The sequence below is a fragment of the Aneurinibacillus sp. REN35 genome (genome assembly GCF_041379945.2).
Lineage (GTDB): Bacteria > Bacillota > Bacilli > Aneurinibacillales > Aneurinibacillaceae > Aneurinibacillus.
Window position 1 is genome coordinate 51,538 of the sequence record NZ_JBFTXJ020000014.1, and the last position, 22,562, is coordinate 74,099.

The window sequence follows — 22,562 nt, forward strand, 5'->3', positions numbered from 1 at the left end:
TTTAAAAATCAAGAACATTGATACATCAACGTTCTTGAACATAAAAAGGGGCGTCCAAAAGTCAAAAAATCGACTTTCTGGACAGCCCCTTTTTGGTGATGCTTGTTTCTATCGGACCCAAGAACTCCCACGGCTTAACAGGTTCGTATTGCCTTGTTTTTTTGGTATAATAAAAACGAATATAAGACGGCAAAGATATTTCTCAGCCTGATCTTCATAAATTTTTCATATTTGATTTCGGCGTTTTTAATGGAAAGTGATATAATTAGGTACATGCGAAAACAAGCGCATAGTATAGCATGAAGAAGAACGCATACACTAGGTAAGATGAAATATAAAGAAAGTAGGATGGGGTGTCAATTATGCACATTCTAACAATCGGATTAAATTACCGTACGGCCCCGGTCGAAATCCGTGAGCGTTTTGCATTTCTGGAGCAGGACAAGCCGGAAGCATTAGCAAAACTGCAGCATACAAAGAGCATACTAGAGTGCGTAATTGTTGGCACCTGCAACCGAACTGAAATTTATGCGGTCGTCGATCAATTGCACACAGGCCGTCACTTTACGAAGAATTATCTAGCAGAGTGGTTTGGCGTACCGCGCGAAGAATTCATCGACCATATTTATATTAAAGAAAACGATGCGGCAGTGCAGCACCTGTTCCGGGTAGCATGTGGGCTTGATTCCATGGTGCTTGGCGAGACGCAGATTCTTGGACAGATTAAAGATGCTTTTGCAATGTCACAGGCAGCAGGCGCAACCGGTACGGTATTCAATAAGCTGTTTCAGCAGGCGATTACGCTGGCGAAACGCGCTCACTCTGAAACAGAGATTAATAAAAATGCTGTATCAACAAGCTATGCAGCAATTGAACTTGGCAAGAAGGTATTTGGTTATTTTAACGATAAAACGGTTCTAGTACTTGGAGCCGGGAAGATGAGCGAGTTGACTGCAAAACATCTTCATTCAAACGGTGCAGCCCGTGTAATTGTAGCGAACCGCACATATGAGCGTGCTGCGATGCTCGCAGAGAAATTCCGCGGGGTAGCTATGCCGATGGAGCAGTTGCAAGATGCGCTCCTGCTCGCTGATATTGTAATTAGTTCGACAGGCTCGGATGATTATGTGATAACAAAGCGTGATGTAGAGTCGACGATGCGCAAGCGTCGCCACCGTCCGCTGTTTATGATTGATATTGCCGTGCCGCGTGATCTTGATCCAGCAATCAATGAGATAGACGGTGTCTATCTGTATGATATTGATGATCTTGAAGGTATTGTGGAAGCTAATATGCGTGAGAGAGTGCGGGAAGCTGAAAAAGTAGGCATGATGATCGGTGAAGAACTGGTTGCCTTTAAAGCATGGCTCAATACGCTAGGTGTCGGCCCTCTTATTAGCGCGCTGCGCGAGAAGCTGCTTACACACCAGCAGGAAGCGATGCGAAATATTGAGAAGAAGTGTCCAGAGCTAACAGAGAAGGAAGTTCGCATGATCAATAAGCAGACGCGCAGTCTGATTAACCAGATTATGCACGACCCGATCGTACGTCTTAAAGAAATGTCCGGACAGCCGGAAGCAGACGAAGCATTGGATATGTTCATCAAGCTATTTGCGCTTGAAGGTTCCTTCGAAACGGCGGAGCAGGAAGTTGAAGAGAAAGAAGCTTCATACATTCCGATTCGTCACCGTCGTGTGCTGACCGAACAGCAAGCTTTCTAGTTTTGCTCCTGAGGAGAGGAGTTATGCCCCGTGTTTCGTGAAAGCTTAATTTATGACGCAATCATTTATATTTATGCTTGCAGCATTTTATTGTACTTTGCTGATTTTCTAAACCGCAGCCGGAAGGTAAATCGAATCGCCTTCTGGCTGCTTGCCGTTGTATGGACGCTGCAAAGCGTCTTTTTTGTCCTCAGCATGATGGAAAAAGATTATTTTCCCGTATTAACACTGTTTGAGACGCTCTTTTTTTATTCATGGATACTGGTGACATTTTCCCTTATTATCAATTATTTGTTCCGCATTGATTTGTTGGTTTTTTTTACGAATGTATTAGGGTTTTCCGTGCTTGCCCTTAACTTTTTTGCCAACAAGGACGCCTCTCCTATGATCGCTGAGCGGCTTACTTCAGAGCTTTTGTTCCTGCATATTAGTCTGGCTCTGCTTGCTTATGGCATGTTTTCACTTTCGTTTATTTTTTCACTGATGTATCTTGTAGAAGACCGGATGCTGAAGCAGAAGATGTGGAACAAGTGGCTGCAGCGTCTCCCTGGGCTCGGACTATTGGATAGCTATTCTTATCGTTTGAATATGATTGGCGTCCCGCTTCTGTTGTTAGCGCTTATTCTCGGCGCGATATGGGCTCATCTGAAAGTGAGCGCCAATATATGGCTTGATCCTAAGGTGCTTGCTTCTATAGGGGTACTTGTTGCGTATTCGCTGTATTTATACCAACGGGTTACGTACGGTTGGGCAGGCAAAAAGCTGGCGTTGTGGAATGCGGCTGCCTTCTCGCTGATTTTGTTAAATTATTTGATCTCCGGATCATTTTCATCTTTTCATCTATGGTTATAGGAAGGGAGATATAACATGAGAAAAATCGTAGTCGGTTCTAGACAAAGCGCATTGGCGCTGACACAGACCAATTGGGTGATCGATCGGTTGAAAAGCCTCGGACTTCCTTTTGAATTTGAAGTGAAAAAGATTGTGACGAAAGGTGACCGCATTCTCGATGTAACGTTATCAAAAGTAGGCGGTAAGGGATTGTTCGTCAAAGAAATTGAACAGGCACTTCTGGATGGAGAGATTGATATGGCTGTGCACAGCATGAAGGATATGCCTGCACTGCTGCCGGATGGGCTGATGATTGGCTGCATTCCGAAGCGTGTGGACGTGCGTGATGTGCTAATCAGCGAGGATGGCTCCTCCCTTGATTCTCTGCCGGAAGGTTCGATTGTAGGCACGAGCAGCCTGCGACGAGCGGCACAGCTTAAAGCGCTGCGTCCGGATCTGGTGATTGAACCGATTCGCGGCAACATTGAGACGCGGATGCGCAAGCTAAAGGAAGAAAGCTTCTCGGCAATTATTCTGGCGGCGGCAGGGTTGGAGCGTATGCAGTGGGATGGAAATGTCACAGAATTTCTCCCGGTAGAAGTAAGCCTGCCTGCTGTGGGACAGGGTGCGCTTGCCATCGAATGCCGTGAGAATGATGCGGAGCTGCTGGAACTATTAAGCAGGCTCAATGATTCAGATACAGCCCGGGCGGTAGAAGCAGAACGCGCTTTCTTGCGTACGCTTGAAGGTGGATGCCAGGTGCCGATCGCTGCGCATGCGACCATAACGGGGGATACAGTTTCCCTAACGGGTCTTGTAGCCGATCCGGATGGAACCGTCGTACTGAAAGAGACGATGGAGAGTATACATCCACAAGAGCTGGGCATAACGCTTGCTAATAAGCTAAAAGAGCAAGGAGCCGGCGATATTTTAGAAAAAGTGTATAAGGATAATCAGGCATGAATACCGCGCATTCTCTCGCAGGCCGTCGGATTGTGGTAACGAGAGAGCAAGCGCAGGCACAGGAATTTATACGAAAAATAGAAGAACGGGGCGGCGAGGCTATCGCCTGCCCGGTGATTCGTCTCACTCCGCCAATTGACGGAACGATGCTGGATTGTGCGCTGCAAAAGCTTTCTGCTTTTGACTGGATTTTCTTCACCAGCGTGAATGGGGTAGTTTTCTTCTTCCGCCGGATGTTGGAACTTGGGGTTGATATGAAACAATTTGGCGGTAGGATTGCCGCCGTAGGCACGAAAACAGCCGCCGCGCTCGAAGCACGGGGGCTATCCGTGCAGCATATTCCAGGTTCATTTACTGCAGAGCATTTGCTTGCGGCGATGAAGGGTACACTACGACCAGGACAGAAAGTACTGCTTCCCAGGTCTTCGATTGGGCGCGATGTACTGCCTCATGGCCTGCGCGAGCTCGGTATGGAAGTGACAGATGCGCCTGCGTATGATACGGTAAAAACGAAGGAAAAGATTGGTGAGATGAAAGCCCTTCTTGCCAATAAGCAGATTGATATGATTACATTTACCAGTCCTTCGACTGCCCGCTATTTTTTGGACGAATTCAGTGTACAGGAACGTCACGATTGTCTAGAGGGTCTACATATTGCCGCCATCGGTCCGATTACGGCAAAAGCGGTGCAGGAAGCCGGGCTTGACGTCCATGTAATGGGCGATGAATACAGCATTGACGGGCTCATTGAAGCCATGTCGAACTATAACGGGTGGTAAACTCGAGGAGGGATTATCAATATGTCTTTGAATTTTCAGCGCCATCGTCGTCTGCGTACAACAGCCGCGATGAGAAATCTCGTCCGTGAAACATCTCTTCACGCAAATGATTTTATCTATCCTTTTTTTGTTGTAGAAGGCAATGATGTAAAGCGTGAAATTCCTTCAATGCCAGGTGTATTCCACTATTCACTTGATCGTTTGGAAGAAGAAATACAAGAAGTCGTGGAACTTGGGATTCAATCTGTCATCCTATTTGGCGTACCGGATAATAAAGATGCCTGTGGCTCGGAAGCGTATGCTGAAAATGGCATCGTACAGCAGGCCACCCGCAAAGTAAAAAGCTGGGCGCCACATTTGGTCACCATGGCGGATACGTGCCTGTGTCAATATACAGACCATGGACATTGCGGCATGATTCATGATGAATACGTTGATAATGATGCAAGCCTTGAACTCCTCGTAAAAACGGCTGTATCTCAGGCTGCTGCAGGTGCCGATGTGATCGCACCGTCCAACATGATGGATGGATTCGTAGCAGCCATTCGTCAAGGACTTGACGATGCGGGTTATGTTACTACACCGATTATGTCATATGCGGTCAAATATGCTTCGCAGTTCTACGGCCCGTTCCGTGATGCCGCGCATTCTACTCCGCAGTTCGGTGACCGGAAGACATACCAGATGGACCCGGCTAATCGTCGTGAAGCGATGCGTGAGGCAGCGTCTGATGTTGAAGAAGGCGCTGATATGTTGATGGTAAAACCGGCAATGGCTTATATGGATATTATTCGTGAAGTAAAAGACAACTTTGATTTGCCTGTAGCGGCATACAACGTAAGCGGAGAATATTCCATGATTAAGGCGGCAGCAGAACGTGGATGGGTTGATGAAAAAGGAATTACGCTAGAACTTCTCACCAGTCTAAAACGTGCGGGCGCTGATATGATTCTCACATATTCCGCCAAAGATGCGGCACGCTGGTTAAAAGAAATCGACTAAGCGATACAGAATAGGAGGAGCATAGCATGCATAAGGGATACAATACATCAATTCAAAGTTTTGCAGAGGCAAAGAAATATATGCCGGGCGGTGTAAACAGCCCGGTCCGTGCATTCAAATCGGTCGGCATGAATCCGGTTTATATGGAGCGTGGGATGGGATCTAAGATCTATGATGTGGACGGCAACGAATACATCGACTATGTAGGCTCCTGGGGACCGCTTATTCTTGGACACTGTCATCCAGCGGTACAGGAAGCGCTCCGCGTGACGCTGGAAAAGGGAACAAGTTTTGGTGCACCGACTGTGCTGGAGACGGATATGGCCAAGTTGGTATGTGAAATCGTTCCTTCCGTTGAAGTTGTACGGATGGTGAACTCTGGCACAGAAGCAACCATGAGTGCGCTTCGTCTAGCGCGCGGTTATACGAAGCGCGATAAAATTATGAAGTTTGAAGGCTGCTATCACGGTCATGGCGATAGCCTGCTGATCAAGGCTGGTTCCGGTGTAGCCACACTAGGGCTGCCGGATAGCCCTGGTGTTCCTTCCTCTATTGCTTCACACACGATTACGGTTCCATACAACGATTTAGAGAGCGTGAAAGTGGCGTTTGAGCGTTATGGTCATGAACTGGCTGCTGTCATTGTTGAGCCGGTAGCGGGCAATATGGGGGTTGTGCCTGCGCTCCCTGGATTTTTAGAGGGACTTCGTGCGTTAACGCAAGAGTATGGTACAGTACTGATCTTTGACGAAGTCATGACCGGATTCCGTGTCGGCTATCATTGTGCGCAGGGTCGTTTCGGTATTACGCCGGATCTAACGACAATGGGTAAGGTAATTGGCGGTGGTCTTCCGGTAGGTGCATATGGTGGTAAGGAAGAGATTATGCGACAGATCGCACCGGACGGTCCGGTATACCAAGCAGGTACGCTTTCGGGCAACCCATTAGCAATGGCTGCAGGGTATGCTACACTTCAGGAACTGGGTAAGCCGGGAATGTATGAAGAATTAGAGCGCAAAAGCATCCGCCTTGCAGAAGGTATTGCAGCCAATGCGCAAGAGGTCGGTATTCCGCTTCAAATCAACGGTATTGGCTCTATGGTGGGTGTGTTCTTCACAGATCAGCAGGTCATTAACTATGAAACCGCAAAAACGTCTGATCTTGAACGATTTGCCAAGTACTTCCGATTGATGCTTGAAGAAGGGGTATCTCTGCCTCCATCCCAATTTGAAGGAATGTTCGTATCGATGGCTCACACAGATGAAGACATTGAGCGCACTATCGAAGCAAACTATAACGCATTAAAAAAACTATAGATACATGTACAAAGTTGAGGCTCGGGAATAACCTTCCTGGGCTTTTTTTATTCTAGATAAGTTGCCCTTAGCTTCTGTACAAGCTCAAGTCTAGAGTGGAATCTATCATGCCCATGTTATCAATGAACTATTTGTGAATTTTTTCACTTTATTATTTTAAAAAATACCATTATATGCAAAAATATAAAATAAGGAGATAGGCCAGAAGAATTAAATTATTTACATTATATTTACATGTAGTGAACTCTCCCGATGCGCTGTGTTAACAAAAAGAGCGTATAATCCAAAAGAACCACCTTTCTTATAGTAGTACCTCAATTTATATATAAATTATTTAAGGGAGAGTTGCGAATGAAAAAACATGTTGTCTTTTTTGAAGTACAAGGTGGAACCGATAAGGGAGCGGATGGGTATCGACCAGATACGATGCCGATGATCGAGTCGCTTAAGAGTCGCGGATGGAGTGCAGAGGTTATCTTTTATTCCGATGAACAAAAAGACGAGATTTTTGAACAGGTGGTTCGCAATGCTGATGCATACATCAGCCGAATCAATCCTGGCAATTTGAAGAGCGAGGCCACATATTTCTCGATGCTGCGTCAACTATGTGAATTCGGGGTCAAGGGTCTGCCGCATCCCGATGCGATGATTGGTTATGGAGCGAAGGATGCGCTGGTGAAGCTGCGTGAAACACCGCTTGTTCCAGAAGATACATTTGCTTATTATGACATCGCTTCGTTCAAAGACAATTTCCCGCTATCCCTAAAAAACGGTGAACGCGTATTGAAACAGAACCGGGGCTCAACCGGAGAAGGAATCTGGCGCGTGCAACTAGTAAATGAGATGGACGAGACAGATCGAGTTCCGCTTGATGCTCTTGTACGTTGTACAGAGGCAAAAGACAATCATGTAGAAGAACATACACTTGAATCGTTTATGACTTTTTGCGAGCAGTATATCGTAGGAGAAAATGGGATGTTGGTCGATATGCCGTTTCTTCCGCGCATCAAAGAAGGTGAGATTCGTCTATTGATGCTGCACAAAACACCAGTCAATGTCGTCCATAAAAAGCCTGCAGAAGACGCAAACGCTTTCTCGGCTACGTTATTCTCAGGCGCGCAATATCGCTACGATGCCCCAGAAGAATGGGGGGATCTTGTTCATTCATTTATGGCGAGTCTGCCTATTATAACAGAGAAACTCGGTGGGTATGATCTGCCGCTTATCTGGACGGCTGACTTTATACTCGATACGGACGAACAGGGACGTGATTGCTATATTCTTGGTGAAATGAACTGCTCGTGTGTAGGCTTTACTTCACAACTCTCTCTTAGTGAAAATGTAGCGGAAGAAATTATCAAGATTCTTTCAGAAACAGAAATGGTAGAACAATAGCATATCCGTGTATCTTTGGCTGTCTCCCCGCTGTCTATCCGGCGTTGAGACGGTCTTTTTGTCGTTTGTATATCGCCATCGCAATTGTAGCTGAGGTGTTATTATTTTTCATGATTTTCATTGAAAAAAGCATATCCTCTTTTTTCTCTCTATATATTTTAAGGAAGGCTATTCGAGGAGGGAGGATTTCTTCAGCATGCAGGACAATCAAGAAGCGATTTTGGCGTTTCCGGTGCAGCATTCCGTCTTTATTTCCCCTGACCAGAGCGAGATTGAACAAATTGATGAGATAGAATTGACACCGCATATCCAGATCAAAGAAACCGCTGATGAGGTAATCATATCCGGATATTTGAAGCTGGAAGGAAAATATGCGGGCAAGCCCCCGAAATTTCCGGATATTATGCTGGATAGCAAAGAAACGAAAGTGACAGGGTATGTCGATTCGGTTGTCTTTAATCCGTTTGCAATGGATCCGGATGATTTCGAGACGGATAGTGAGCTAACGGTATTCAGGGAGAAGATACCGATTCATATCCGGATTGCCCGCAATAAAATTGAAGATGTAGAGCAGGTCTATGCATCGGTCGTAACGTTTGATTATGAGATTCAATCTGCACGCAAGCTGGCTATAACGGCAGAGCTTGCGCTAAACGGTGTAAAGAGTGAGATCTCTGCACCTCCAAAAGAAGAGCTGGTGTCTGAGACTTCGCTCTCACTAGAGTACGTTGCGCTGCGGAACGTAGAAGAGGAAGATACGGAAGAAGAAGCGGTAGACACAGCAGAAGAAGAAAGTGCGCTAGAGCCTGAGGTAGAACCGATAGCATGGAAAGAAAGCGCGGATATTAAATCGACGGAGCCTGCGCCTGCGGCAGAACAGCAGACGGAGCCTGTGCCTGAATCTGTCACGCTAAAAGAAATAGAGGTTCAAGAGTCGACAGAGGCAGAAGCCGCGCAGCAGACAGAGTCGAAGTCAGAAGTTGAACAGCCGGCACATCCAACAGTAGCTCCAATAATACAAGAAGTGAAAGCAGAAGAAAAAGAGCCATCGATACAGGCAGAGGAAAAGAAGGAAGAGGTAAGGGAAGAGGAGTCACAAGATACGATAGATGAAGCTCCGGTAGGGGAGGAAATATCAGAGGAAGCGAGAGAAGAGGAACAGGAAGAGGAGCAAGAAGAGGTTGAAGAAGAGAAGCAGGATGAGGCCAGAGTATCCATTACATTGAAGGGAACAAAGCGCGATCCTGTAACGGTTACGACATCGTTATTATCTTCTTATGCTGAACGTGAAGAGAGGCAGACGGCTGAGCCTGCGCCAACTGAAGCAGACGAGGTACGCAATCAAAATGGTACAGGAACAGAGGAGGGCGAAGAAGGGCCTGCAGCAGAGAGAAAGGAAGGCGCTCTGTATTTAACTTCTTTTATGAAGCAGGGAGAGGAAGGCTTTACGCGCATGAAAATGTGCATTGCTCAAAAGGATGAAACGCTTGACGGTATTGCTGAAAAGTACAGCGTAAGTCCGGCTGATATTGCACTTGCTAATGGACTGCATACGAACGCCACAGTAGCTAAAGGACAAGTGCTGTATATTCCGGTCAAATCGTAATGGATAAGGGGGAGAAAGATGAGCCTGCAGGAAGAGCGGTTGCGCAGTCATCTAGAAGCATACCCCTTTATCATTCGTGAAGTAGGACAGGGAGAGGATGGCTGGTATGCGCTGACGAATCGGGGCAAGAAACGGATTATTGTCTGTGCTGATGAGTCTGTGCTGCGCTGGTCGCACAGATGGCGAGAGTATCTTGTCCTTCGAGGATTCAGACGTGTCGAGCGCTATTTGGTAACTTCGCACGGTGCACACTGGATAGTGGATGATGCGGACGGTTATGCGCTATCCGATTACTGGACAGCCGATGATCATTGGCCGAGGCGGCCTATGATGCAAGCGGAAGGGTATCGTATGCTCGGCGAGCTGCTGGCCCATATTCATATGTGCTTTGATCAGACGCAAGAAAGCTACCAGGGACCATACCGAAGGAGAGCGATGATAGATGATGCACTCCTTGCGAGTAAACATGAACAATTACGTACGATTAATTCAACGTTAAAAACACATCCGATGGATGCCTGGAATAAATGGCTATCGTACAATCTTTCCCTTGTAGAAGAAAGACTTAGGAAAGCGGAAGTCCTGTATAAAGCGAGCGGGGTAGAAGAAGATCGGACCCCGCTCTCCTTTTCTTATTTTCCCCTCTCTTCATTGGTGCATTGGGAAGATGCGTGGTATCTTACGGGTCTTCACGCGCCGCTTCTTGTTCCCCGGCATGAAGATACGCTTTCTGTGCTTGAGCAGATTTATAGAATGGGAGGAGAAGAAGGCACGCGACATTTTCTCCTTGCATATACCGCTGTACGCCGGCTGTCTGACAGAGAGAAGAACTATTTGCTCTCGCTTTTATCCTATCCGCTTCCGATTCTTATACATCTTGAGAATCCATCTGCTCTGGCTGAGAACCGAAACAATATTAAGGTCGGATTTCGACTTCAGAGCCAGCGCGAACATCTGCTTCGCTGTGTGGCAGAGATCCAGGGAGCAGATGGGGGGGCTGCCGAATGAAGGGAAGAATGGAATGGCAGGCAAAACATTTGCTGTATGAATATGATTTGTTTCTGCGTGGGATAGATTGGATACGCGAGAATGAATGGAAGATTGATACAGATCATGGTCTTTTCTTATTGAAAAAAACAGATGAATCCCCAGCACAACTGTACTTTGTGGCCTCCTGGCTGCACTATCTGCATAGCCAAGGAATCCAAAGTATTATGCCTTACTGTATAACGAAATACGGGGAGGCTTGTATTAGGGAAGTGGAGGGGACGTATGTGCTCCAGCAGTGGGTTACAGGAGCGCAGCCGATTCATGCGATCCCGAATTGGGAGAGTCAGGTGTTGCGGGAAGTAGCACGTATTCATAGAATCAGCGCACAAACAGATAAAGGCTGGGATGGCTATGCGCCCGTATCGCTTGAGAAGATCAAAAGGCGATGGGAAGACGGAATTGTCCATATTAAGAAGCTGGCCAAAGAGACTGAGGGGGAAGGTGTGAGCCCGGGTTTGGAGAGGACAGTCAAAGAGAGTGCAGAACATGTACAGCATTTCGCAGAATGGGCGATACAGGAATTAGAGGAAGCGGCTGAGCAGATTGAAGAATCCGCACTTGTGCGTGTATTGTGCCATGGACGCATTCACCGCCGCAACATGATCCAAGGTATTGATGGCCAGCTATATCTTACGAACTTCGAGCGTGCCAATCTTGATACACCGGTGCGTGATTTGGCTCTATTCTTCCGCAGGTATGCACCGCAGTGCCAGTGGAACATACGCAAAGGACGCGAGTGGCTGGCCGCTTATGAGGAAGAGCGTCCATTGACAGAGGAGGAGCGCCAACTGTTATCGTGTTATCTATTATTTCCAGAACGTCTTGCACAGGTAGCGCGCGCCTATCTACGTGATAGAGGAGAAGAACGTGAACAGAACGGGCGCAAGCTTCTTAAAACATGGCAGAAGCATCTCGGATTCCTGCCGAAGATGCACCAATTTGCTTTTGCCATTACACAGAAATGAGCCGCAGCCAGGCCAGGTTGCGGCTCATTTTTATATCCAATCAAGCAGAATGGCAGCATACAGAAGGATAAGCAGAACAAGTAAAATAACATCAATTGAAGTTGGGAAGATAAGTGTGCGAATAAACTGAAAAATAATAAACGGAACAATAAGCTGAAGGGTGCCGAAGCGGCATTTTACATAGAAGGGATGGTAGCGCCAGCGTCCTTTCATAGCAGAAGCTCCTTTCTTACAAGGCTTTCTGCTGACAGTATACGCAGGCGTTCGCGGATGGGTACTATTTTCACTTGAAAATTTTGTCACGAAGTCGACAAACTTCTCGACAAATGATAATTGACCCTCTTACGCAGGCGATATATCCTAAAAACGTAGCATTAAATAGATGTGAAGGCATACTTTAACAACATTATCGCATTGCTTATTTGAAATGTCAAGTAAGCACTATGCTTATAGTGTTATGTTCCATTATTTTCTCTATATGGATATATAATGCAGAAGCCGAAACATCTTTTAAAGCGAAATATTACTTACACATTAAAGGGGGAGGTTTACAACATGTTAAGTAATGCTCCATTCAGTACCGCGAAGAATTTTTGGTACACTTCAATGTTCTGGCTGATTATATCCATGCTAGCCGGTCTTGTTGTGGCAGTGAAGCAAATCGACCCGAACTTTTTGTATTTCCAAGGGCAGGATGCTTTAAACTTCGCATTAACATACGCCCACATTCGTATTATCCATACGAATGGAGTTCTTTTGGCGTGGTTATCTATGGCAATGGTTGGTGCTATGTTCTACATGATTCCGAAGCTGACACGTACACCGCTTTGGAGCGAGAGATTGGGCAATCTGACTTGCCTGATTTGGAACCTGGCTATTGCTGCTGCGGTCGTTGTCATTTCTATGGGATATTCTTCTGGGGTGGAATATGCCGAACTGCCGCTGATTCTTGATTTGGGTGTTGTTGTTCTTTGTATTCTTATGTCAATCAATCTGTTTATGACGATTGCAAAGCGCCAAGAAAAGCAATTATACGTTTCTATCTGGTATTTTGTTGGCTCTTTAATCTGGCTTCCACTTGTTTATACCGTCGGTAACATCCCGTCTTCGATCGTGAGTGGTGCCGCGCAAGCAAACATGAACTGGTTCTATGGGCATAACGTGCTTGGTTTGTGGTTTACGACCGTAGGGATTGGACAAATCTATTATTTGCTTCCGAAGCTTACCGGCAAGCCGCTGTACAGCCATAAGCTGTCGCTGATCGGCTTCTGGACCATCGCTACGATTTATGTATGGAACGGCCCGCACCATCTGGTTAATGGCCCGATTCCGGTATGGCTGATGAAAGCCGGCATCATTCCTTCTGTGCTGCTCATCATTCCTGTATGGACTGTACTTGCTAACGTATTTGGCACGATGCGCGGTGTATGGCACAAAGTATCTGAGGATGTAAATATGAAATTCCTCGTTACGGCTGCAATTTTCTACTTAATGGCATGTCTGCAAGGACCGTTCCAGGCACTTATGCAGGTAAGTGCGGTTGTTAAATATACGCACTGGGTTGTTGGTCACGCGCATATGGCGCCGTTTGCAGCGTTCTCATTTGTATGTTTTGTAACCATTTACTATGCGATTCCTCGTCTGACAGGCCGTAATATTTATAGTAAAGCATTGATGAATTGGCACTATTATTTCTCTGTCATCGGCTTCTTAATGTTTGCCTTTACCCTCTGGATTGCAGGGGTTATCCAAGGATTTGCCTGGATGGAAGGAACGCCGTTTATTGAGACCATTAACACCGTTCGTACGCTGATCGTATGGCGTGCCGTTGGCGGTACGATGATGATTGTCGGTCAATTCTTCTTCGCCTTCAATATTTGGAAAACCGTAAAATCCGGCACGAAGTTCGTGTCTGACGAAGAGAGCGTTGTCGCTTAATTGATCTAGAGGAGGGGACAGCTTTGGAAAGAAACGCGTTAGCTATTTACCTTGCTGCTATTGCGCTCTTTATGATGGGAACGTTTGCCACAATCATCCTTCCGTTCTTTGATAAAGAGATGATGACGCCAACGGCAACGGCAGAAGCGAGGAAGTATGATCCAGATTCACCGGAAGCTAAAGGTCGTCAAGTATATGTTGAGAATGGATGCAATACCTGCCATACGCAGGTTGTGCGTCCGGTTAAAGCCGATCTGGCCATGAACATCGGCCCTGTATCCGTACCAGGCGATTATGTAAATGACCGTCCACACCTGTTCGGTTCAAACCGTACAGGTCCGGATTTAATGTGGGTAGGTGCACGTACGAGTAAAGAATGGAACCTTGAGCACTTAAAAGATCCGCAAAAAATTGTTCCAGGCTCCATCATGCCGAAGTATGACTACTTAAGCGATGAAGATCTGAATAATCTTGTTGCGTATTTGATGAGTCTGAAGCCGGCTCCGGCAAAATAATCGGGAAAAGGAGGCGACAGTATGTCTGATAAGCATCATGAAGAGCATTTTGACGAAGTAATGGGGATGAAGCAAGGCCACGGAAAAGTCCCTCGTTTCCTGGTTGTAGTGTATGCCGTGCTCGCCATCTGGGCTGTTGGCTATGCATTGACTGTAAAGGGAATCGATGAACGTCCGGCAGGCGGAGAAGCCGCGCAGGGCGTAAGTGCAGAAGTAGGTAAAGGACTCTCCGGACAGTGTATTGCCTGCCATGGTGCCGACTTCAAAGGCGGTATGGGCGGTGCGGCTCCTACACTGGTTGGCGTAGTGGATAAGCTGAAACCGGAAGGCGTAAAAGAAGTGATGGTAAAAGGACGCGGCGGTATGCCACCGCTTGGCGCTGCCTGGACGCCGGATCAGCAGGATTCCATGGTAGAGTTCCTAAAAACGTTGAAATAAAAAAGCAAGACCAGATGGCACGCTTCATCTGGTCTTTTTGCTTTGTTTCCTGCCGGTGGTATAATAAGGGAAATTCAAGAAAAGAGTGGTGGACAGCATGCTGAGCGGCGTACAGATTGTGTATTATATTCTCTGGTTTACGGTCATTAGTGCGCTTTTTTATATGATGATCAAAATTCTAACGTCGCGGGATTGACACAACCGCTTCGGTAATTCTTATTAGCACTTTGCTATAATGGAAAAAGATACCGAAGGACGATAGAGGAGTAGACAGAGATGAAGAAGCTTTCTACAGTAGCTTGGCGTAATCTGAAACGGAAAATGTCCCGCACGGTTTTGCTTGCTGGGAGCGCCGCGATTACCGCCTTTATTTTGTTTACGAGCTACTTTTTTGTATTTTCGATGGAAAGAAGCATTGCTGCAAGCGCAAGCCGTCTTGGTGCCAGTCTGATGGTTGTGCCGAAGGGATTTGGCGGACAGGCGGGTGACATGATCATTTCGGGTACCCCGACGACATTTTATATGCCGGCGGAAATTACAGATAAGATTCGTACCATTAAAGAAGTGGAGGCCGCGTCTCCGCAACTGTATTTAGAGACGATTTCCACGGTATGCTGTCAGGTGTCCGGGGATTTTCCTGTCGTTGCATACGACCCGAAAACAGACTTTACATTAAAGAACTGGACAGCCGCTGATAAACAGATCGGAACATATGATTTGATCGCGGGTGCGGAAGCGGGCGGAAAAAATTATATTTATCATCTGGATAACGAATACATGCAGGAATGGGTAACATTATTCGGTAAAGATTTTATGCTGAAAAACATGATTTTTCCGACCGGCATGGGAACCGATAAAACGCTCTTCATTACGCTGGATGCGGCTCGGGAGCTGAATCATAAGCAGAATAAGCTGGACTTCCCGGAGAATTCTATCTCTATTGTGCTGGTGAAAACGCAGCCGGAGATGGAAGAGTTCGTCAAGCGACAGATTGAGCGCATGAATTTGAATGTAGATGTAGTAAAAGGAAGTGGATTGCAGGAAACGGTCAATAAGCAGGTGTTTCCTGTGAAAATGATGAGCTATATGATGATCGGTCTTGTGCTTGTGATGAGTGCTTTGCAGGTAATGACCATGTTTACCGCGCTGATTAGTGAGCGCCAGAAAGAGATTGGCATGCTGCGAGCGATGGGGGCGTCTCGTATGGTTACGTTTCGTCTACTGCTGATGGAAGCGGGATTTGCTTCCGTTATTGGTGCCGCGATTGGATCGCTAGCAGCAGGAGCCGCTCTATATGATAACCGGATTCTTATTCTGCAAGTGCTGCAGCTGCCGATGCTATTTCCTAATTGGTCAACGGGTCTTTTAATCGGCTTGGGTACGACAATCCTCACGACACTTATTGCCATTGTAGCGGCTTTCTTCCCGGTTCGCTCTGCATTGAAGCTGCAACCGTATGAAGCGATTCGGGAGGGTGAATATTGATGATTGTGCTTGAGAATATTTATAAAACCTACCGTATTGGCCGTGAACGCAAGGTTCATGCATTGAATGGGGTAAGTGAGCAAATAGCTGCCGGAGAATTTGTTGCTGTTGTCGGTCCCTCAGGCAGCGGTAAATCTACATTCCTTGCTATGGCGGGACTATTGGAGCGGCCGACAGAGGGAACGGTTCATTTTGACGGCATGAATGTCACCGGATGTACGGATAAAGAGCGAACCCGTATTCGAGCGGAACGCTGCGGTTTTATCTTTCAATTCCCCAGCCTGATTCCTACATTGAATGCGCTAGAAAATGTCCTGCTCCCTAAAACTGTACACCGGACGTATCGGGATCAGGATGAAGTATGGGGCAAGGAAGTGCTAGCGCGCGTTGGACTCGCGGATAAACTGGAGAATTTGCCGTATCAGTTAAGCGGCGGCGAGCAGCGTAGAGTAGCGCTTGCCCGCGCTCTAGTGAACAAGCCTGAGATCATTCTTGCAGATGAGCCAACCGGTGCGGTGGATGCATATAATGCAAGTATAATTATGGAGCTTTTCAAAGAGTGGAATGCCCGCGGCACGACAGTCATTATGGTTACGCATGATATGAATCTTGCCCGTGAAGCGGGGCGTATCATCGAGCTTGAGGATGGCCGGTCTAAAGAGCAGGCGTAGTAAGCGAATGATATATTGACTATTTCTTCTCTAACTGGGTACAATGATAAGATAATAGAATAGTCTACATCAGCAATGAAGAGGAAGAGTATATCGGGATGCCATACCAGAGAGCGGATCGCAGGTGGAAGGTCTGCATGGATGTACGGATAGAAGGTAGCCTCAGAGCTGTCTGTCTGAATGTGATGAGAAGTAGGACAGATCGGGTTTTCCCGTTATCAATAGCAAGTGAGTCCTGACCGTGCAGGTAGTACACAGGTAGGTTAGGGCTAACAAAGGTGGTACCGCGAACAAGCTCCTTCGTCCTTTGAATAGGATGGAGGAGTTTTATTTTTTTACTTCAATTACTTTTTTGGAGGTCTATCTATGTCCAATCAACAAAATCAAACGGAAATGCCAACCAAATATGAACCAAAACAGACAGAAGCCAAATGGTATCCGTTCTGGCGCGACAACGGCTATTTTAAAGCGGAGCGTAACACAGATAAAACGCCGTTTACGATCGTTATTCCGCCACCGAATGTAACCGGGAATCTGCATATCGGGCATGCGCTTAATAATACGCTGCAGGACATCATGATCCGTTTTAAAAGAATGCAGGGATATGATGCACTGTGGCTCCCTGGTATGGATCATGCTGGGATTGCTACACAGGCACGCGTGGAAGGTAAACTGCGGGAGGAAGGCATTTCGCGTCACGATCTAGGCCGGGAAAAATTCGTTGAGAAGGTATGGGACTGGAAAGAGCATTATGCAAGCATCATTCGTGAACAGTGGACCAAGATGGGCCTCTCGCTTGATTACAGCCGGGAGCGCTTTACGCTCGATGAAGGACTTTCCCGTGCGGTACGTGAAGTATTCATCCGTCTCTATGAGAAAGGGCTCATCTATCGCGGTAAATATATCATTAACTGGGACCCGGCAACCCGTACGGCCCTCTCAGATATCGAAGTAGAATATAAAGACGTACAAGGAGCGCTCTATCATCTGCGCTATCCGCTTAAAGACGGTACAGGTCATATTGAAGTAGCCACGACGCGTCCAGAGACGATGCTTGGCGATACAGCGGTAGCCGTACATCCAGAAGACGATCGTTATAAGGATCTGATTGGCAAGACCGTCATTCTTCCGATTGTCGGCCGTGAAATTCCGATCGTAGCGGATGATTATGTAGATCGTGAATTCGGAAGCGGTGCGGTAAAAATCACACCGGCACATGATCCAAATGACTTCGAACTTGGTCGACGTCACGATCTGCCTCAGGTGCTTGTAATGGACGAAGCGGGCAAAATGAACGAGAATGCTGATGTATATCAAGGGCAGGATCGCTTTGAGTGCCGTAAAAATATTGTTCGTGACTTACAAGAGCAGAATGTTTTGTTCAAAATTGAAGAACATATGCATTCTGTAGGTCACAGTGAGCGCAGCGGCGCTGTTGTAGAGCCGTATCTTTCTACCCAGTGGTTCGTAAAAATGGGTTCGCTTGCTGAGCGCGCTATCGAAGTGCAGAAGTCTGAGGAAGGCGTGCAATTCGTTCCGGACCGCTTTGAAAAAATCTATCTGCACTGGATTGAAAACGTACGCGATTGGTGTATCTCCCGCCAGTTGTGGTGGGGTCATCGCATCCCTGCGTGGTATTGTGAAGACTGCGGAGAAATGACGGTAGCACGTGAGGACATTCATGCATGTCCGAAGTGTGCCAGCAAAAACATACAGCAGGATACCGATGTGCTGGATACATGGTTCAGCTCTGCGCTCTGGCCGTTCTCTACATTGGGCTGGCCGGACGATACAGAAGATATGAAGCACTTCTATCCAACCGATGTGCTAGTAACCGGATATGACATTATTTATTTCTGGGTTGCGCGTATGATCTTCACGGCACTTGAATTTACGGATCAGAAGCCGTTCGAGCATGTATTGATTACCGGCTTGGTACGTGATGCAGAAGGGCGCAAGATGTCCAAATCACTTGGCAACGGTGTTGATCCGATGGAGGTTATCGAGCAGTACGGTGCAGATGCCATGCGCTACATGCTGGCTACAGGATGTACGCCGGGTAACGACCAGCGTTTCCGTTGGGAGCGCGTAGAAGCGGCGCGCAACTTTGCCAATAAAATTTGGAATGCATCGCGCTTTGCGCTCATGAACATGGAAGGCTTCCGGTATGATGAGATTGATATCAGCCGCGAGAAGCTAGGAATCGCTGACAAGTGGATCTTGCATCGCCTCAATGAAACCGTAAAAGATACGACCCGTCTGCTTGATAGCTTTGAGTACGGTGAAGTAGGTCGTGTGCTTTATAACTTTATCTGGGATGAATTGTGTGACTGGTACATTGAAGTAGCAAAGCTGCCGCTGTATGGTGAGGACGAAGAAGCGAAGAAGACAACCCGCTCTGTTTTGGCCTATGTGCTTGATCAGACGATGCGTCTTTTGCATCCATTTATGCCATTTATTACAGAAGAAATCTGGCAGCACCTGCCGCATGAAGGCGAAAGTCTGATTGCTGCTTCCTGGCCGGAAGTGAAGCCGGAGCTTGAGGATGCGCCTTCTGTTCAACAAATGGAGCTATTGATGAGCGTAATCCGCAGCGTGCGCAACATCCGCGCGGAAGTAAACGTGCCGATGAGCAAGAAAATCGAGCTGTTAATTAAGGCAAATGATGAGGAAATGCTATCATACCTTGAGAGCGGAAAAGCATACATTGAACGCTTCTGCAATCCAGAAGTGCTGCATATAGGTACAGACATTGCTGCGCCAGAGAAGGCTATGTCCGCTATCGTTAGCGGTGCGGAGCTGTATCTGCCGCTTGCGGGTCTTATTGACATCGAGCAAGAAATCGCCCGTCTTACGAAAGAATTGAAATCGCTCGATGCTGAAGTAGAACGTGTACAGAAAAAGCTTGCGAATCAGGGCTTCGTAGCGAAAGCACCGGCTCAGGTGATCGAACAGGAAAGAGCCAAAGAAGCGGATTATCTAGACAAACAAGCAAAAGTGAAAGCACGAATTGAAGAGCTTAAAGGGTGAGTGAAACGTGAGTGCACAATCGTTAGAACAGGCGCTTTCCTGGCTTGCCGGACTGGAGCGTTTCTCCATCCGGCCGGGCCTTGAAAGAATGGAATATATGATGGAGAGGCTTGGACATCCTGAACGTCGCTTAAAGTTCATTCATATCGCCGGTACGAATGGTAAAGGCTCTACGGCTTCCTTTTTGCATTCGATTTTGCGAAAAGCCGGGCAGGATGTCGGATTGTTCGTATCGCCGTACATTACTTCTTTTCACGAGCGAATTCAATACAATGGACACTACATCGCAACGGAAGATCTTGTGGCACTGATCGCAAAATTAAAACCGATCGTCGAAGAGATGAGCGCAGGTGAGTTGGGAACACCGACAGAATTTGAAGTGGTAACCGCGCTTGCCCTTCTGTATTTTGCTACTGTGACATATCCTGATCTCGTAATCTGGGAGACAGGGTTAGGCGGGCGGTTGGACTCAACGAATATTGTTCATCCGCTGGCCAGCATTATCACCAATGTCGGTTTTGATCATATGAATATACTGGGAGGGGATTTACCCGCTATTGCCCGGGAAAAGGCCGGGATTATTAAAAGCGGGACCCCGATCATTACCGGACGAATGCCGGGTCAAGCGCTTGCGATTATCGAAGAGACTGCAAGCAAGCGTCAGGCAGCCATATACCGTGCAGATCAAGAATATCAGGCGGTACGGACACGAATGAACGGACATGAAGTAATGGATTTTACCGGATTGTTCGGAAGTGTGGCTGGCTGTGAACTGGGCCTTATGGGAGCGCATCAGGTTGATAATGCGGCTGCGGCATTAATGACGCTTCAGGTGCTAAATAAATACTTTGCCTTATATATTGAAGAAGAGCACATTCGTGAAGGACTCAGTGAAGCTAGATGGCCGGGGCGTTTTGAGAAAATAAGCAAGGCTCCCGATATTATTTTGGACGGTGCACATAATGCGGATGGCATACGGGCGCTGGTTCAGACCGTACGGGACTATTATCCGGGGCGTAAAGTTTCTCTTGTTTTTTCAGCGCTAGAAGATAAAAATTATGCAGAGATGGTGGAGATGCTTGCCCCGTTATGTGAGAGTGTGTGGGTAACGAAGACAAACCATCCGCGGGCGGCCCGCGCAAATGCGCTTGCTACCGCTTTTAAGAACGCCGCACCCGATCTGCCCGTGCATGTGGAAGAAGAGTGGAAAGATGCGTGGCATCAGGCGTTACATACGGTCACCTCGCAGGAGGTGCTGCTTGTGGCCGGATCACTATACTTCATATCAGATATACGAAATGAGTGGAAAGAAAACAGGAAAGCTGGTGATGAATAAGATGGACACTCAGGTGGAAAAACAGCACGAACACAAGCGAGAACATGTTCATTTTATTGGCATTGGCGGGTATGGGATGAGCGCCATTGCCCGTGTCATGCTGGATATGGGCTACCATGTCACGGGGTCCGATATGGCTCGCAAAGAACTGACGGATAAGCTGCAGAAAAAAGGCGCACAAGTATTCATCGGCCATCAGGCAGATCACATTAAAGGTGCTGATCTGGTCGTATACTCAACCGACATTCCAAAAGAGAATGTAGAACTAGTCGCTGCACAAGAACAGACCATTCCACTCATTCACCGTTCGAAGATGCTTGCGCGTCTGTTGAATGAAAAGAAAGGCATCGCTGTTGCGGGTGCACACGGAAAAACAACCACTTCATCCATGATTGCGCTGGTTATGGAGAAGACCGGAACGGACCCGACCTACATTATCGGCGGCGAAATTATGGACATCGGCAGCAATGCCAAAGCGGGTACGGGTGACTTTGTCGTCGCGGAAGCGGATGAAAGCGATGGCACCTTCCTAGAGTACTTCCCGCACATTGCGGTTATCACAAACATTGAACCGGATCATCTTGAGAACTATGACGGTGATTTCGAAAACTTGAAGAAAGCGTATCGTCAATTCCTGTCACAAGTAAAAGAAAACGGTACCGCCATCGTCTGCATCGACGATGAATATGTGGAGGATATGCTGGCGGAGCGAAAAGCCAACGTATCGCTCATCACGTATGCGATCGACAAACAGGCCGACTACATGGCCAGCAACATTGCGCCGGGTGATCGGACCATCTCTTTTGACGTCCTGCATAAAGGCCAACTGCTGGGTCGGATGAAGCTATCTGTACCGGGCATGCATAACGTATACAATGCGCTTGGAACAACAGCCGTATGTATCGAGGCCGGACTGACATTTGACGAGATCGCAAAAGCAATCCAAGCATTCCGTGGTGCGAAGCGGCGTTTTCAAGTGATTGGTGAGGTGAAGGATGTGCTCGTAGTAGACGACTATGCACATCATCCTACCGAGATTGAAGCTACACTAGAAGCGGCGCGCTCGACAAACCGCCGTACGGTGGCGATCTTCCAGCCGCAGCGGTATACGCGCACATTCTTCCTTTTGGATGCGTTCAGTAAGGCATTCAGTGAAGCTGATGAAGTGATTATCGTCGACATTTATTCTCCAGCGAATGATAAGCAGATCGAAGGTGTAAGCGCGGAGAAGCTGGTGGAGCTGATTAAAGCGAACAGTAATCCGAACGCAAAGTATATTGCTACAAAGGAAGATGTCGTGGAGTATTTGCGGGAAGATGTGAAGCCGGGTGATCTTGTGCTGACAATGGGCGCGGGAGATATCTGGAAGGCTGCGGTGCAGCTGGTCGAGGATTTGGAGAAGAAGTAAAAAAGGTTATGTGAACAACATACAAGAAGAGCCCTCTTTTGCCGATAAAGGTGAGAGAGGGCTTTTTTATATAAATTAAAATTGCATCTGATTATTCATGTTTTAACCATTCT

19 protein-coding genes and 1 other annotated feature are annotated in these 22,562 nt (G+C 47.2%); of the genes, 18 read left to right on the top strand and 1 reads right to left on the bottom strand.

Translation table 11 applies throughout. From position 1 onward, the window contains the following. Positions 1 to 362: 362 nt before the first annotated feature. From hemA to AB3351_RS19810, 10 genes are all read left to right on the top strand, one after another. Positions 363 to 1,721: a glutamyl-tRNA reductase gene (gene hemA, locus AB3351_RS19765; protein ID WP_371148884.1), complete on the top strand. Its 1,359-nt coding sequence runs from the start codon at positions 363 to 365 to the stop codon at positions 1,719 to 1,721. Positions 1,722 to 1,751: 30 nt separating this feature from the next. Beyond that, positions 1,752 to 2,573: a cytochrome C assembly family protein gene (locus tag AB3351_RS19770; RefSeq protein ID WP_371148885.1), complete on the top strand. Its 822-nt coding sequence runs from the start codon at positions 1,752 to 1,754 to the stop codon at positions 2,571 to 2,573. A 15-nt stretch (positions 2,574 to 2,588) separates the two neighbouring features. Further along, complete coding sequence (hemC, locus tag AB3351_RS19775; RefSeq protein WP_371148886.1) at positions 2,589 to 3,515, top strand: hydroxymethylbilane synthase; 927 nt, start codon at positions 2,589 to 2,591, stop codon at positions 3,513 to 3,515. Next, complete coding sequence (locus tag AB3351_RS19780; protein ID WP_371148887.1) at positions 3,512 to 4,294, top strand: uroporphyrinogen-III synthase; 783 nt, start codon at positions 3,512 to 3,514, stop codon at positions 4,292 to 4,294. Before hemC ends, AB3351_RS19780 begins: the two co-directional genes overlap by 4 nt. Before the next feature lie 21 nt (positions 4,295 to 4,315). Continuing rightward, positions 4,316 to 5,296 (top strand): porphobilinogen synthase, encoded by a 981-nt coding sequence (gene hemB / locus AB3351_RS19785; protein WP_371148888.1) that lies wholly within the window; start codon positions 4,316 to 4,318, stop codon positions 5,294 to 5,296. 26 nt (positions 5,297 to 5,322) lie between these two features. Then, entirely contained in the window at positions 5,323 to 6,612 is a 1,290-nt protein-coding gene (gene hemL / locus AB3351_RS19790) for a glutamate-1-semialdehyde 2,1-aminomutase (protein WP_371148889.1), read from the top strand. 351 nt (positions 6,613 to 6,963) lie between these two features. Beyond that, on the top strand, positions 6,964 to 8,007 hold the full coding sequence (locus AB3351_RS19795; protein ID WP_371148890.1) for a Cj0069 family protein: 1,044 nt from the start codon (positions 6,964 to 6,966) through the stop codon (positions 8,005 to 8,007). 196 nt (positions 8,008 to 8,203) lie between these two features. Further along, on the top strand, positions 8,204 to 9,613 hold the full coding sequence (locus AB3351_RS19800) for a LysM peptidoglycan-binding domain-containing protein (protein WP_371148891.1): 1,410 nt from the start codon (positions 8,204 to 8,206) through the stop codon (positions 9,611 to 9,613). A gap of 18 nt (positions 9,614 to 9,631) precedes the next feature. Continuing rightward, positions 9,632 to 10,621: a hypothetical protein gene (locus tag AB3351_RS19805; protein ID WP_371148892.1), complete on the top strand. Its 990-nt coding sequence runs from the start codon at positions 9,632 to 9,634 to the stop codon at positions 10,619 to 10,621. After that, a complete protein-coding gene (locus AB3351_RS19810) occupies positions 10,618 to 11,628 on the top strand; it encodes a phosphotransferase (protein ID WP_371148893.1) in 1,011 nt (336 codons plus the stop codon). The genes AB3351_RS19805 and AB3351_RS19810 overlap by 4 nt, the downstream gene beginning before the upstream one ends. A 30-nt stretch (positions 11,629 to 11,658) precedes the next feature. Here the strand turns inward: AB3351_RS19810 and AB3351_RS19815 are convergent, their stop codons facing one another. Beyond that, positions 11,659 to 11,841, bottom strand: coding sequence for a hypothetical protein (locus AB3351_RS19815; RefSeq protein ID WP_371148894.1), 183 nt, complete (start codon positions 11,839 to 11,841; stop codon positions 11,659 to 11,661). 342 nt (positions 11,842 to 12,183) lie between these two features. Between AB3351_RS19815 and AB3351_RS19820 the strand changes: the two genes are divergently transcribed. The 8 genes from AB3351_RS19820 (at position 12,184) to murC (ending at position 22,449) form a co-directional block, all read left to right on the top strand. Beyond that, on the top strand, positions 12,184 to 13,566 hold the full coding sequence (locus AB3351_RS19820; RefSeq protein WP_371148895.1) for a cbb3-type cytochrome c oxidase subunit I: 1,383 nt from the start codon (positions 12,184 to 12,186) through the stop codon (positions 13,564 to 13,566). Positions 13,567 to 13,589: 23 nt separating this feature from the next. Continuing rightward, positions 13,590 to 14,081 carry a cbb3-type cytochrome c oxidase subunit II gene (locus AB3351_RS19825; protein WP_371148896.1) on the top strand — a complete coding sequence of 164 codons (492 nt, stop codon included), beginning with the start codon at positions 13,590 to 13,592 and terminating at the stop codon, positions 14,079 to 14,081. Between the two features lie 21 nt (positions 14,082 to 14,102). Then, on the top strand, positions 14,103 to 14,519 hold the full coding sequence (locus tag AB3351_RS19830; protein ID WP_371148897.1) for a c-type cytochrome: 417 nt from the start codon (positions 14,103 to 14,105) through the stop codon (positions 14,517 to 14,519). 276 nt (positions 14,520 to 14,795) lie between these two features. After that, positions 14,796 to 16,004, top strand: a complete 1,209-nt coding sequence (locus AB3351_RS19835; RefSeq protein WP_371148898.1) for an ABC transporter permease — start codon at positions 14,796 to 14,798, stop codon at positions 16,002 to 16,004. Continuing rightward, a complete protein-coding gene (locus AB3351_RS19840; protein ID WP_371148944.1) occupies positions 16,004 to 16,675 on the top strand; it encodes an ABC transporter ATP-binding protein in 672 nt (223 codons plus the stop codon). The genes AB3351_RS19835 and AB3351_RS19840 overlap by 1 nt, the downstream gene beginning before the upstream one ends. Before the next feature lie 66 nt (positions 16,676 to 16,741). Beyond that, positions 16,742 to 16,986 (top strand) — a binding site (T-box leader). Positions 16,987 to 17,041: 55 nt separating this feature from the next. Beyond that, entirely contained in the window at positions 17,042 to 19,705 is a 2,664-nt protein-coding gene (locus AB3351_RS19845; protein ID WP_371148899.1) for a valine--tRNA ligase, read from the top strand. Between the two features lie 7 nt (positions 19,706 to 19,712). Further along, positions 19,713 to 21,041: a bifunctional folylpolyglutamate synthase/dihydrofolate synthase gene (locus AB3351_RS19850; protein ID WP_371148900.1), complete on the top strand. Its 1,329-nt coding sequence runs from the start codon at positions 19,713 to 19,715 to the stop codon at positions 21,039 to 21,041. A gap of 1 nt (position 21,042) precedes the next feature. Further along, complete coding sequence (murC, locus tag AB3351_RS19855) at positions 21,043 to 22,449, top strand: UDP-N-acetylmuramate--L-alanine ligase (protein WP_371148945.1); 1,407 nt, start codon at positions 21,043 to 21,045, stop codon at positions 22,447 to 22,449. The last annotated feature ends 113 nt before the right edge of the window (positions 22,450 to 22,562 follow it).